We start from the raw sequence: 13277 nt of genomic DNA, 5'->3' as shown, positions 1-13277 counted from the left end.
AACTTGTCAAGTCTTGCCGAAAAAGATCATTTGACCTGTCGGAGAAGGCCTCGATACCGATTTGTGTGACGTATTGCCGCATTCGGTGCTCGCTATACTGTGATTTCATCCAGTATCGGCAGCATGCCTTCCGACCTCCATTCCGCTCCGTCAGCCGCCGTTTCGGCGGCGCACGTCGTGTCCGTCAAGGCCTTGTGCGCCTTCGGCGCGAAGGCGGGCGATCTCGACCTGCGCTTCGTGCCCGCGCCCAGTGCGCTCGAAGGCATGGCCGGCCACGCGCTGGTGCAGGCCCGGCGCGGCGGCGACTACCAGAGCGAGGTGCCGCTGGCCACCACCTGCGGCACGCTGCGCGTGCGCGGCCGGGCCGACGGCTACGACCCGGCGCAGGCGCGGGTGGAAGAAATCAAGACCTTCCGCGGCGACTTCGACGCCATCCGCGCCAACCACCGCGCGCTGCACTGGGCCCAGGTGCGCTGCTACGGCTGGATGCTGTGCGAGCAGGAAGGGCACGAGAGCCTGACCGTCGCGCTGGTCTACCTCGACCTGGCCAGCGGCGACGAAACCGTGCTCGAAGAGCAGCACACGCGCGACACCCTGCGCACGCACTTCGAGACCCTGTGCGCCTGCTACAGCGACTGGGCGCAGCGCGAGGCCGCGCACCGCGGCGCGCTCGACGACGCACTGACGCAACTCGAGTTTCCCCACGCCGACTTCCGCACTGGCCAGCGCGAACTGGCCGAGGCGGTCTACCGCGCCGCCGTGGGCGGGCGCTGCCTGCTGGCGCAGGCGCCCACCGGTATCGGCAAGACGCTGGCCACACTCTTTCCGCTGCTCAAGGCGCGCGCAGCGCACAAGCTCGACAAGGTGTTCTTCCTCACCGCCAAGACCTCGGGCCGACCCGTGGCGCTCGACGCCTTGCGCGTGCTGGGGCAGGGCGGCGCGCACCGGCCGCGCGTGCTCGAACTCGCGGCCCGCGAGAAGGTCTGCGAGTACCCCGACCGCGCCTGCCACGGCGAGGCCTGCCCGCTGGCGCGCGGCTTCTACGACCGCCTGCCCGCCGCGCGCGCCGAGGCCGCACAGGTCGGCTGGCTCGACCGCGAGGCGCTGCGGCGGGTTGCGCTCGCGCACGAGGTCTGCCCCTATTTCCTGGCGCAGGAAATGACGCACTGGAGCGACGTCGTCGTCGGCGACTACAACTACTACTTCGACGGCAGCGCCTTCCTCTTCGCCAGCATGAAGGACGCGAACTGGCGCGTGGCCGTGCTGGTCGACGAGGCCCACAACCTGCTGGAGCGCGCACGCGGCATGTACACCGCCAAGCTCGAAGGTGCGGCCCTCGAAGAAGCGCACCGCGCCGCACCCGCGGCCGTGCGCGGCCCGCTGGCGCGGCTGTTCCGCGAATGGGACACGCTGCAGCAGGCGCAGACCGCCGGCTACGACACCGCCGACGAGATCCCCGAGCGCTTTTTGCGCACGCTGCAGGCCGCCAACACCGCGATGGCCGAGCACTTCGCCGCCACGCCCGACGCGGCGCAGGGGCCGCTGCAGCGCTTCTTCTTCGACGCGCTGCACTTCGCACGGCTGGCCGAGGTCTTCGACGACCACTCGGTCTTCGAGCGCACGCTGGGCGCCACGCAGGAACAGCGCGGCCTGGCCATCCGCAACCTCGTGCCCGGGCCGTTCCTCGAAGGCCGCTTCGCCGATGCGGTGTCGGTCACCTGCTTCTCGGGCACGCTCGCGCCGTTCGCGTTCTACCGCGACGCGCTCGGCCTGCCTGAAGACACGGCGCTGCTCGACGTCGAATCGCCGTTTCGCGGCCAGCAGCTGCGCGTCGAGGTGGCGACCGGCGTCTCCACGCGCTTTCGCGACCGCGCCGGCTCGCTGCGCCATGTGACGGACATCATCGGCGCGCAGTTCGAACGCCTGCCCGGCAACTACCTGGCCTTCTTCAGCAGCTTCGACTACCTGGACAAGGCCTGCGCCGCGTTCTCGCTGCGCCACCCCGGCGTGCCCGTGTGGACGCAGACGCGCGGCATGCGCGAAACCGACCGCCACGATTTCGTCGCGCGCTTCGAAGAAGGCGGGCAGGGCATCGGCTTCGCCGTGCTCGGCGGCGCCTTCGGCGAAGGCATCGACCTGCCGGGCAGCCGGCTCATCGGCGCCTTCGTCGCCAGCCTGGGGCTGCCGCAATACAACGAACTCAACGAGATCACGCGCGAGCGCATGCAGTCGCGTTTCGGCAAGGGCTACGAGTACACCTACCTGTACCCCGGCCTGCAGAAGGTGGTGCAGGCCGCCGGCCGCGTGATCCGCACCGAGGCCGACACGGGCGTGCTGCACCTGCTCGACGACCGCTTTGCGCACGCCGAGATCCGCGAATTGCTGCCGCGCTGGTGGCATGTGCAACTGGCCGGGGAGGCCGGGCAGGCCGGAGAAGGCGATGCGCGCCACCCGACGCCTTGAGCACGCCGGCCAGCCCGACCTGTTCGGCGAGGCGCCCGTGGCGGCCATCGAGGGCCTGCGCTACGAAGCCGGGTTCCTGTCGCGCGACGAGGAGGCCGGCCTGCTGCGCATCGTGCAGGGCCTGCCGCTCAAGGAGATGCGCTACAAGGAATACACGGCCCGCCGGCGCGGCACCAGCTTCGGCGGCAGCTACGACTTCGACACGAACCGCCTCAAGCCCGGCGCGCCGCTGCCCGAGGCGCTGCACCCGCTGCGCGCGAAAGCAGCCGCCTGGGCCGGCCTGGCGCCCGAAGACCTCACCCACGTGCTGATCGCCGAGTACCGCCCCGGCACGCCGCTGGGCTGGCACCGCGACGTGCCCGACTTCGAGGACATCGTCGGCGTCTCGCTGCACGGCGACGCGGTGATGCAGTTCCGGCCCTACGTGCCGGGCGCGCCCGCGTCGGGGCCGGCCGCGCTCGACGTCCTGGTCGAGCCGCGCTCCGTGTACCTGCTGCGCGGACCGGCGCGCTGGGCATGGCAACATGCCATCGCCCCGACCGAGGGCCTGCGTTATTCGATCACCTTGCGTACCCGGAGACCCCGCGCGCCATGAACCGCACCGCCTTCCTCAAGCTGCTCACGCGCCACCTCTTTCCCGTGCTCAAGGCCGAAGGCTTCCAGGGTTCGGGCCAGACGCTGCGGCGCATCGACGGGCCGGTGATCCACGTGTTCAACGTGCAGGGTGCGAGCGGCGGCAAGGCCTGCTACCTGAACCTCGGCGCGCACCTGGACTTCCTGCCGCCCGAGGGCGGAACGCCGGTGGCGCCCGAGGCGCTCGAAGAATCGCACTGCGTGTTCCGCGACCGCCTGGACCCACCGCCCGGCGCCGCGTTCGGATGGGCCTATGGCGAGACGAAAGAACAGGCCGAAGAAAACGTCGAATTCATCGTGAGCGAGTGGGAAGGGCCGGGGCGTACTTTCTTCGCACGGCATGGCAGCTATCCGCAGAGCTTCGAACAGATGCTGCGCGAGACCGACCCGCACCAGATCCATGCGCGCACCGCCTTGCACTTCGCACGGATCGCGATGCATCTGGGCGACCGCGCACGGGCACAGGCGCTGGTCGAGGCGGGGCTCGCGCGGGCGCCGGAACGCGCCACGGCCCTGAAGGCCGACCTCGCGAACGTGTTGTCGGCCTGAGCGCGCACGACAGACTGCGCTGACGCGCAGCGCCTGCCTCTTCCGACCCATGGCGGCTCACAGGCGGCCAGCATGAAGGCTTCTTTCATCCCATTTGATTGAAGGAGCGCAGACATGCCACGAGGCGACAAGTCGTCCTACACGGACAAGCAGAAACGCAAGGCCGAGCACATCGAGGCAGGCTACGAGCACCGCGGCGTGGCCAAGGGCGAGGCCGAGCGCCGCGCCTGGGCCACGGTGAATGCCGAGACCGGCGGCGGCAAGAAGAGCGGTGCGGGCCGCGGCCGGCCCGAGAACCATGCACCGTCTCGCAAGGGTGGTCGCCTCGGTGGCGCCGCAGCGGCACACCGCACCGCCGCCGAACGCTCGGCATCCGCCAGGAAGGGCGCTGCCACGCGCAAGCGCAACGCCGAGAAGCGCGGCTGAAGCCGGTTGCGAATACCAGCCACATCGGGTGTCCGAAAAGCGGAATCCACCCACCGCACACCCTGAAAAGCGGACATTCCTTCGCCATCTGTGACGGCAGCCGGACAACTTGCGTCGGCCCCGCGCCGGCGCGGCCCCGCACGAAGTCGCCAGCTTGCGCGACGTTGGCCTGAACGCACGCGCTACACCGCCCAACCTCGGTCATTCCGCCTTCTTTTTGCACGCGTTCCGGGCGTTTGCCGGGGCGCGTTCGCGTCGATACGATCCGCCGCCTTGCCCTCCAGAAAGGAACGCGCGGGTGCCTCCCTCGAACGTTTTCTCCCCCACGACCGCGCCAGCCGCCGCAGGTGCCGATGCCGCCAATGCCAACGCCGACTGGCAGCAGCGCAGCCGCCGCCACGTCTGGCACCCCTGCACCCAGAGCATCCGCCTCGACGTGGCGCCGCCGCTGCCCATCGCGCGCGGCGAGGGCGTCTGGCTGACCGACCACGAAGGCCGGCGCTACCTCGACGCCACCAGCTCGTGGTGGGTCAACCTGTTCGGCCACGCGCACCCGGCGATCAACGCCGCGCTGAAGGCGCAGCTGGACACGCTGTCGCACGTGATGCTCGCCGGCTGCACGCACGAGCCGGCGGTCGAGCTGGCCGAGCGGCTGGCGGCGCTCACGGGCGATGCGCTGGGTCATTGCTTCTATGCCTCCGACGGCGCCTCGGCCGTGGAGATCGCGCTCAAGATGAGCTTCCACGCCTGGCGCAACGCAGGCCGCGCCGGCAAGCGCCGCTTCGTCGCGCTGCGCGGCGGCTACCACGGCGAGACGCTGGGCGCGCTGCACGTCACCGACGTGCCCGTGTTCCGCGACGCCTATGCGCCGCTGCTTGCCAGCGCGCACCTCGTGGCCTCGCCCGATGCGCGCGCCGCCCGGCCCGGTGAAGACGCCGCCGCCGTGGCGCACCGCGCTGCCGACGAGCTCGAGGCGCTGCTGGCTGCGCAGCACGACAGCATCGCCGCCGTGATCGTCGAGCCGCTGGTGCAGTGCGCCACCGGCATGGCGATGCACGATCCGGCCTACCTGCGCCGCGTGCGTGCACTGTGCGACTGCTTCGGCGTGCACCTGATCGCGGACGAGATCGCGGTCGGCTGCGGGCGCACCGGCACCTTTTTCGCGTGCGAGCAGGCCGGCATCTGGCCCGACTTCCTGTGCCTGTCGAAGGGCATCAGCGGCGGCTACCTGCCGCTGGCGCTGGTGATGACGCGCGAGGCCATCTACCAGGGCTTCGTCGACGACGACGCCGCGCGCAGCTTCCTGCATTCGCATTCCTACACCGGCAACGCGCTGGCCTGCCGCGCGGCGCTCGCCACGCTCGACCTGTTCGAGAAGGAGGACGCGCTGGCCCGCAACCAGGACCGCGCCGCGCGCCTGCTGGCGCGGCTGTGCGAGGGGCTCGCCGGCCAGGCGATCGACCACCTGCGCCAGCGCGGAATGATCACGGCCTTCGACGTGCGCGAGCCCGGCGCGCGCTTTGCCGAGCGCTTCCACCTCGCGGCGCGCGACCATGGCCTGTTGATGCGGCCCATCGGCGCCACCGTGTACCTGATGCCGCCCTATGCCATTGCCGACCACGAGATCGACCAGCTCGTGGACGGCACGCTCGCCACGCTCCAGGCCGTCACCCACGCACCCGGCGCCACCGCCGACGAAGGAGCCCGCGATGCTGCGCTTGCTTGAACGCCTGCAGGACGAGATCACCGCGCTCGACGCGCGCTCGCTGCGCCGCCGCCGGCAGATCGCCGAGACCGCCTGCGCGCCCGAGCAGATCCTCACGCTGGCCGGCGCCACCGCGCCGCGCACCATGCTCGGCTTCAGCAGCAACGACTACCTGGGCCTGGCCGCGCACCCCGCGCTGGCCGAGGCGCTGGCCGAAGGCGCGGTGCGCTACGGCACGGGCAGCGGCGGCTCGCACCTCATCCTGGGCCACTCGCGCGCCCACGCGCAGCTCGAGGAGCGGCTGGGCGAATGGATGGCGCCGCACATTCCCGAGGCGCGCAGCCTGTTCTTCTGCACCGGCTACATGGCCAACCTGGCGGTGCTGTCGGCGCTGGGCGACGGCGAGGCGGTGATCTTCTCGGAGACGCTGAACCACGCCTCGCTGATCGACGGTGCGCGGCTGGCCCGCGCCCGCGTGGAGCGCTACCCGCACTGCGACCTGCAGGCGCTCGACGCGCAGCTGGCCGCCTGCGACGCGCCGGTCAAGATCATCGTGAGCGACGCCGTCTTCAGCATGGACGGCCACATCGCCCCGGTCGCGGGCCTGCTCGCACTGGCCGAGCAGCACGACGCCTGGCTGGTGATCGACGACGCGCACGGCTTCGGCGTGCTCGGCGCCACCGGGCGCGGCGCGCTGCAGGCGCTGGCGCTGCGCTCCGAGCGGCTGGTGCTCATCGGCACGCTGGGCAAGGCGGCCGGCGTGTCGGGCGCCTTCGTGGCGGCGCACCGCACGGTGATCGACTTCCTGGTGCAGCGCGCGCGGCCCTACATCTTCACGACGGCCGCGCCGCCGGCGGTGGCGCATGCGCTGCTCACCAGCCTGGCGCTCATCGAGGGCGAGGAGGGCATGCGCCGCCGTGCGCAGCTGCGCGCCCGCATCACCCAGCTGCGCAACGGCCTCAAGCAGGTGCTGCCGGCCGACGGCAGCGCCTGGCTGGCCGATTCGCCGACCGCGATCCAGCCGCTCATCGTGGGCGACAACGCGCGCGCCATGCAGACCATGGAGCGGCTCGACGCGCACGGCCTGCGCGTGGGCGCGATCCGTCCGCCCACGGTGCCCGCCGGCACCGCGCGGCTGCGCATCGCGCTGTCGGCCAGCCACACCGAGGCCGACGTGGCGCGGCTCATCGGCGCGCTGGGCGAGGCCCTGGCCGAACCGTGGCCGGAGGCCGCATGACGACGGCGGCAGCAGCGACACAGCGCCGCTGGTTCGTCACCGGCACCGACACCGGCGTGGGCAAGACACTGGTGAGCAGCGCCATGCTCGCGCTGCTGGCCGCCTCAGGCCTGCGCGCGGTCGGCATGAAGCCGGTGGCGGCGGGGCTCGATGCCATCGACGGCGAATGGCGCAACGAAGACGTCGAACGCCTGCAGGCGGCCGGCAACGTCGCCGCGCCGCTGGCCTGGCGCTGCCCCTACGTGCTGAAGGCGCCGATGTCGCCGCACCTGGCGGCGCGGGAAGAGGGCGTGCAGGTCGCGCTGCCCGTGCTGCTCGATGCCTTCGAACGGCTGTCGGCGCAGGCCGATGCGGTGGTGGTGGAAGGCGTGGGCGGCTTCTGCGTGCCGCTGGGCGACGACCTCGACACCGCCGACCTCGCGGTGGCGCTGGGCCTGCCCGTGATCCTCGTGGTCGGGCTGCGGCTGGGCTGCCTCAACCACGCGCTGCTCACCGCCGAGGCGATACGCGCGCGCGGGCTGGTGCTCGCGGGATGGGTCGCGAGCGTGGTCGAGCCGCAGATGCTCTCGCCCGAAGGCAACCTGCAGACGCTGCGCGCCCGGCTCGGTGCACCGCTGCTGGGCGTGGTGCCGCACCTGGCAGAGCCCTCGGCCGCGCAGGCCGCCGAACACCTCGACCTGCGCGCGCTGCGGGCGAGCGCGGCCCATGCCGCGCGTCGCACCGAGGCCCCGCTCGTGTCAGCCGCGACGGCCTGAGTCGGCCAGCCGCTGGGCGCGCACGCCGCCCTGGCGCGCCAGCATCCACCCCGGGTACTCGGGCGCCAGCGCACTGGCCTTGTCGATCGCCGCGAGTTCGTCGGCCGTGAGCCGCACCTCGGTGGCGGCGATGTTGTCGTCCAGCTGGTCGATACGCTTGGCGCCGACGATCACGCTGGTCACCACCGGCTGGTGCAGCAGCCAGGCCAGCGCGATCTGCGCCACCGACACGCCGCGCGGCTCGGCGAACTGGCGCATGAGGTCGATGCAGTCGTAGGCGCGTTCCACGTTCACCGGCGGAAAGTCGAAGCTCGCGCGGCGGCTGCCTTGCGCGGTGGCGGTGTGGCGGTCGACCTTGCCGCTGAGCAGGCCGCCGGCCAGCGGGCTCCAGACCATCAGGCCGAGCTGTTCGCTGCGCAGCATGGGTACCAGCTCGCGCTCCAGGTCGCGCCCGGCCACGGTGTAGTAGGCCTGCAGCGACTCGAAGCGCGCGAGCCGGTCGCGCTCGGCGATGCCCAGCGCCTTGGCGATCTGCCACGCGGCCCAGTTCGACACGCCCACGTAGCGCACGTGGCCCTGGCGCACGAGGTCGTCGAGCGCGCGCACCGTTTCCTCGATGGGCGTGATCGGGTCGATGCCGTGGATCTGGTACAGGTCGATGTGGTCCAGTTGCAGCCGCTTCAGGCTGGCCTTCACGCCGTCCATGATGTGGTAGCGCGAGGCGCCGGCCGAGTTCACGCCCTTGCTGCCGGTTTCGCCCAGCACCTTGGTCGCGACCACCACGCGGTCGCGCGGCACCTTCAGGTTCTTCAGCGCCTGGCCGGTGATGGTTTCGGACAGGCCCTCGGAGTACACGTCGGCCGTGTCGATGAAGTTGATGCCGGCATCGAGCGAGCGACCGATGAGGCCTTCGGCCTCGCCTTGCTGCAGCTGGCCGATGTGGTCCCAGATGCCCGGCGCGCCGCCGAAGGTCATCGTGCCGAGGCAGAGTTCGGAAACCAGGAGGCCGGTGCGGCCGAATTGGCGGTATTGCATCGAAAGTTGTCCTTTGGGTGGGGAGGGGCCGTCCGGCGTGACGAATGGCCGGCGGTTGCGAAAAAGTATCCCGCCGGCGCGCCCCGGCGGGCGAGCGCGTTTCTGCAAAGTCTTTGCCTATTTCTCCAGACCTCGTGCGCAGGCCGTGCGAAGGAGAGGATGCGACGCTAAGCTGCGGGCAGCCCAATCCTCCATGGCCGCCACCGCGGCCGCTCCCCTTTGTCAGAGGCCTACCCATGTCTGATGAAACCCCCGACACCGCCACCGTCCTCGCCATGCCGATGCCGCTGGAACCCGAACTCGATGCGGCCCGCGAAGAGCTGGTGCAGCTCATCCGCAACATCACGCGCGGCCAGGACGGCACGGTCGAATGCGCCGTGCCCGGCCTGCAGGTGCACTGCATCAGCAAGCCCGACGGCCCCAAGCACGGCTTCGCGACGCCGGCGCTGGGCCTCATCGCGCAGGGCTCCAAGCGGATCATCGTGGGCGACGACATCTACGTGTACGACCCCATGAACTACCTCGTCACCTCGGTCGACCTGCCGGTGTGCGGCCAGGTGTGCGTGACCAGCGAGAACGAGCCCTACCTGGGCGTGCGGCTGGAGCTGGCGCTCGACGAGATCGGCGACCTCATCGGCGACGAGAAGCTGCCCGCCAAGGCCAACGCCCCGGCCTCGCGCGGCATGTACGTGAACCGCATCGCCATGCCGGTGCTGGAGCCCGTGCTGCGCCTGCTGCGGCTGCTCGACACGCCCGAAGACATTCCGATCATGGCGCCGCTCATCAAGCGCGAGATCATGTACCGGCTGCTGGTGAACGGCGAGGGCGCGCGGCTGCGCCAGATCGCGCTGCACGACAGCCACACGCAGCGCATCGCGAAAGCCATCAGCGCGCTGCGCACCAACTACGCCCAGTCGCTGCGCGTGGAAGACATGGCGCGCGCGGTGCACATGAGCGTGTCGTCGTTCCACCACCACTTCAAGGCCGTGACGGCAATGAGCCCGCTGCAGTACCAGAAGCAGCTGCGCCTGCAGGAGGCGCGCCGCCAGATGCTGATCGCCGGCACCGACGTGGCCAGCGCCGCGCACAACGTGGGCTACGAAAGCCCTTCGCAGTTCGCGCGCGAGTACGGCCGCATGTTCGGCGCGCCGCCGCTGCGCGACAAGCGGCGTTGGCTCGGCGAGGCCGGCAACGACGCGACCTCGATGGAAGCCGCGTAGGCCGCCCAGGGCCCCGAGCGAGGGGTCTTTCAACATAGCACCTGCCGCGATTTCTTGCGTCGTCGTGGAAATGCAGGTTTCGCCAAATCTCGCTATCGTTTTGTTCGCTGCAGCACCCGTCCGCCCGTGGAGGCGGGACTACTCAACAACTCGGAGAGATGCATGCTTTGGGAAAAGAAGCTGGCGCAGTGGAGCGCCGCGGTCCGTGCTCGGGCGAACCTGCCCGCGCGGCTCACCTTGTGGGACGGCCAGTCCTACGACTTCGGTGACTTCAGCGGGCCGGCGGTCACGCTGCACGTGAAATCGCCCGCGGCGCTGTCGCTGATGCTGCAGCCCACGCTCGACAACCTGGGCGAGGCCTACGTCAAGAGCAAGATCGACATCGAAGGCAAGCTCAGCGACGTGATCGACATTGCCTACGGCCTGGCGAAGAACTCGCTCGAGAAGCCCGGCGGCGCGCTGCAAAGCATGGCCCGCTACTTCGCGCACACCAAGTCGTCGGACAAGAAATCCATCGAGTACCACTACGACGTGTCGAACGCGTTCTACCAACTCTGGCTGGACGCGAACATGGTCTATTCGTGCGCCTACTTCGAGAACGGCGACGAAGACCTGGCCACCGCGCAGCTGAAGAAAATCGACCACATCCTCACCAAGATCGAACTGCAGCCCGGGCAGACGCTGCTCGACATCGGCTGCGGCTGGGGCGCGCTGGTGATCCGCGCGGCGCAGAAGTTCGGCGCGCGCTGCGTGGGCGTCACGCTGTCGCAGAACCAGTTCGACCTCGCGACAGAGCGCGTGAAGGCCGCAGGCCTCGCAGACCGCATCGAGATCCGCCTGCAGGACTACCGCGACGTGACCGGCCAGTTCGACCGCATCACCAGCGTCGGCATGTTCGAGCACGTGGGCCGCAAGAACCTGCCCGAGTACTTCAAGCGCGTGCAACAGCTGCTGGCCGACGACGGCATCGTCATGAACCACGGCATCACCTCGTCCGACCCCGAGGGCGGCGGCGTGTCGTACGGCGGCGGCGACTTCATCGACCGCTACGTGTTCCCCAACGGCGAGCTGCCGCACATCAGCCTGGCGCTGCAGGCCATGCAGCAGGGCGGGCTCGAGGCCTTCGACGTGGAGAACCTGCGCCGGCACTACGCGCAGACGCTGCGCCACTGGAGCGACGCCTACGAGGCCCATGCCGACGAGGCGCGTGCGCTGGTCGACGAAGAAAAATTCCGCATCTGGCGCATCTACCTCGCGGGCTGCGCCTACGCCTTCGAGAACGACGACGTGGCGATCTACCAGATCGTCGGGCGCAAGGCGGGCAGGGCGGCAAGCACGCTGCCATGGTCGCGCCGCTACATCTACGAAGGAAGGCACGAATAAACCTACTGCGCGCCCCGATCTCGCATCTGCGGTCCTCACCGTACGGGTGTACGGTTCCGGTCCTCGACGCGACCTCGGGGCGCTCGCTACGGTTTCTTCGCGCCTTCCAGGCGCCCATGGATTGTTGCTTTGCTACTCGAGCGTGAAGCCGATCTTCACCGTCACCTGCCAGTGCGCGACCTTGCCGTCGACCACGTGGCCGCGCGTCTCGGTGACGGTGAACCACTGGATGTTGCGCACCGTCTCGTGCGCCTTCGCGATGGCGGTCTGCACCGCGTCCTCGATGCTGGTCTTGGACGAGCCCGTCAGCTCGAGCGACTTGTAGACATGGTTCGACATGGCGGCTGCTCCTTGGGTGGTTGCGTGCCCATCGTAGCCATCGCAGGGGGAGCGAGGCAACACCTTTGGGCGCGCGGATGCGATGCAAACCGCATCAGGACATTCGCAATCCGTCGTTGGCAACGGCGGATGCGCTTCGCAGAATCGGCGGCATCGAACCAGGGAAACCGCCCGCCATGCCACTGCACACCGTCGCCTCTTCATCCCCGGCCGCACAGGCCCGCCACGTCCTCGCGCTGACCGCCATCGCCTGGTGCATCGCGCCGGCGTCGCCGCATGAAGTGGCACGCCGTGCGCCGCATGGCCATGTGCCGCTGCGCGTGCGCAGGAGGCTGCACGCCACGGCCGTGGCGGCGCTCCTGCCCTATGCATGGTGAGCCGCGCGACCCCGCAGATTCCAGATATCGATAGAGGAATTCAGCGCAAACGGCCCGCGTGATGGCTCGCAGAATTTGAAGCACACCCGCTTCCACTGCGCCATCGCCGAACACCGTGTCCTACTCGCTCTCCCTGCTCGACAAGAGCCTGATCCCCGAAGGTGCCGACGCCGCGCAGGCGTTCCAGCACACCATCGCGCTGGCCCGGCGCGCCGAACGGCTGGGCTACCGCCGCTACTGGCTGGCCGAGCACCACGGCAACCGCACCTACGCCGGTTCGGCGCCCGAAGTGCTGGCCTCGCACCTGCTCGCGAAGACCTCGCGCATCCGCATCGGCACCGGCGGCGTCATGCTGCAGCACTACAGCCCCTTCAAAGTGGCGGAGACCTTCAAGGTGCTGGCCTCGCTGGCGCCGGGCCGTGTCGACCTGGGCATCGGCAAGGCGCCGGGCGGCCTGCCGCTGACCAGCAAGGCGCTGCAATCGCTGCACGACCCGGTAAAGGCGAAGGCCCTCGATTTCGAAGCGCGCCTGCGCGAGCTCGATGCCTTCCTGCACGACGGCGTGCCCGCCGACCATGCGCTGGCCGGTGCCGTGGCCACGCCGTTCCCGCCGGTGGCGCCGCAGCGCGTGCTGCTCGGCGGCAGCCCCGAGAGCGCGCTGCTCGCGGCGCGGCTGGGCTGGCAGTTCGTCTATGCGGGCCACTTCAACGGCGACCCCGTGAACATCGGGCAATCGATCGATGCCTACCGCGGCGCGACCGGCCGCGCGCCGCTGCTCGCGCTGTTCGCCTTCGCCGCCGAGACGCACGACGAGGCCGCCGAGCGCGTGGGCGCGCTGCGCAGCTTCCGCGTGACCTTGCCCACGGGCCAGAGCGTGAACCTGCCCAGCCTCGAAGCCGCCGCCGAGTTCGCGCGGCAGGCCGGCGCCAGTGACTACCGCACCGAGGAGCGGCGCCCGCATGTCATCGCCGGCACCGGCGACGAGGTGCGCGACGCACTCGAGGCCCTCAGCGCACGCCACGGCATCGAGGAGTTCGTGATCGACATCCCGGTGGCGGACTTCGGCGCGCGCGCCACGGCGGTCGAGCTGCTGGCGCAGGCCCGCGAACCCGCGCTGGCCTGAGTTTTTTCTTTTCCCACCACAAGAACGATCGT

General features: G+C 70.2%; 13 protein-coding genes. 11 read left to right on the top strand and 2 right to left on the bottom strand.

What is annotated here, in order from left to right; genetic code table 11:
• The first annotated feature begins 123 nt into the window (after positions 1-123).
• From FFI97_RS07320 to bioD, 7 genes are all read left to right on the top strand, one after another.
• Complete coding sequence (locus FFI97_RS07320) at positions 124-2463, top strand: ATP-dependent DNA helicase (RefSeq protein WP_139706351.1); 2340 nt, start codon at positions 124-126, stop codon at positions 2461-2463.
• Positions 2441-3058: an alpha-ketoglutarate-dependent dioxygenase AlkB gene (locus FFI97_RS07315; RefSeq protein WP_139706349.1), complete on the top strand. Its 618-nt coding sequence runs from the start codon at positions 2441-2443 to the stop codon at positions 3056-3058. Before FFI97_RS07320 ends, FFI97_RS07315 begins: the two co-directional genes overlap by 23 nt.
• On the top strand, positions 3055-3645 hold the full coding sequence (locus FFI97_RS07310) for a DUF4304 domain-containing protein (protein ID WP_139706346.1): 591 nt from the start codon (positions 3055-3057) through the stop codon (positions 3643-3645). Before FFI97_RS07315 ends, FFI97_RS07310 begins: the two co-directional genes overlap by 4 nt.
• Positions 3646-3759: 114 nt before the next feature.
• Complete coding sequence (locus tag FFI97_RS07305; RefSeq protein ID WP_070060574.1) at positions 3760-4071, top strand: plasmid stabilization protein; 312 nt, start codon at positions 3760-3762, stop codon at positions 4069-4071.
• Between the two features lie 298 nt (positions 4072-4369).
• Complete coding sequence (gene bioA, locus FFI97_RS07300; protein WP_139706344.1) at positions 4370-5797, top strand: adenosylmethionine--8-amino-7-oxononanoate transaminase; 1428 nt, start codon at positions 4370-4372, stop codon at positions 5795-5797.
• A complete protein-coding gene (gene bioF, locus FFI97_RS07295; RefSeq protein WP_144004396.1) occupies positions 5781-7013 on the top strand; it encodes an 8-amino-7-oxononanoate synthase in 1233 nt (410 codons plus the stop codon). The genes bioA and bioF overlap by 17 nt, the downstream gene beginning before the upstream one ends.
• The gene (bioD, locus tag FFI97_RS07290; protein ID WP_144004395.1) at positions 7010-7768 is read left to right on the top strand and encodes a dethiobiotin synthase; all 759 of its coding nucleotides are present in this window, start codon (positions 7010-7012) and stop codon (positions 7766-7768) included. The genes bioF and bioD overlap by 4 nt, the downstream gene beginning before the upstream one ends.
• Here bioD and FFI97_RS07285 read toward each other — a convergent pair.
• Positions 7751-8803 carry an aldo/keto reductase gene (locus tag FFI97_RS07285; protein ID WP_139706342.1) on the bottom strand — a complete coding sequence of 351 codons (1053 nt, stop codon included), beginning with the start codon at positions 8801-8803 and terminating at the stop codon, positions 7751-7753. The genes bioD and FFI97_RS07285 overlap by 18 nt on opposite strands.
• Positions 8804-9039: 236 nt before the next feature.
• Here FFI97_RS07285 and FFI97_RS07280 point away from each other — a divergent pair, with 236 nt between their 5' ends.
• Together FFI97_RS07280 and FFI97_RS07275 are read left to right on the top strand one after the other, a co-directional pair.
• Positions 9040-10023, top strand: a complete 984-nt coding sequence (locus tag FFI97_RS07280; protein WP_139706340.1) for an AraC family transcriptional regulator — start codon at positions 9040-9042, stop codon at positions 10021-10023.
• Between the two features lie 162 nt (positions 10024-10185).
• Positions 10186-11406, top strand: coding sequence for an SAM-dependent methyltransferase (locus FFI97_RS07275; protein WP_139706336.1), 1221 nt, complete (start codon positions 10186-10188; stop codon positions 11404-11406).
• Between the two features lie 132 nt (positions 11407-11538).
• Here FFI97_RS07275 and FFI97_RS07270 read toward each other — a convergent pair whose 3' ends face one another.
• Positions 11539-11745, bottom strand: a complete 207-nt coding sequence (locus FFI97_RS07270; protein WP_062482179.1) for a dodecin — start codon at positions 11743-11745, stop codon at positions 11539-11541.
• Between the two features lie 176 nt (positions 11746-11921).
• On the opposite strand from FFI97_RS07270, the gene FFI97_RS07265 reads away from it, so the two are divergent.
• Together FFI97_RS07265 and FFI97_RS07260 are read left to right on the top strand one after the other, a co-directional pair.
• Positions 11922-12122: a hypothetical protein gene (locus FFI97_RS07265; protein ID WP_062482175.1), complete on the top strand. Its 201-nt coding sequence runs from the start codon at positions 11922-11924 to the stop codon at positions 12120-12122.
• A 115-nt stretch (positions 12123-12237) separates the two neighbouring features.
• On the top strand, positions 12238-13245 hold the full coding sequence (locus tag FFI97_RS07260; RefSeq protein WP_139706982.1) for an LLM class flavin-dependent oxidoreductase: 1008 nt from the start codon (positions 12238-12240) through the stop codon (positions 13243-13245).
• The last annotated feature ends 32 nt before the right edge of the window (positions 13246-13277 follow it).

The sequence above is a fragment of the Variovorax sp. KBS0712 genome (genome assembly GCF_006323185.2).
GTDB classification, from domain to species: Bacteria; Pseudomonadota; Gammaproteobacteria; order Burkholderiales; family Burkholderiaceae_C; genus Variovorax; species Variovorax boronicumulans.
Note: the sequence above shows the minus strand (reverse complement) of the source record. Positions and strands in the feature narration are given on the sequence as shown.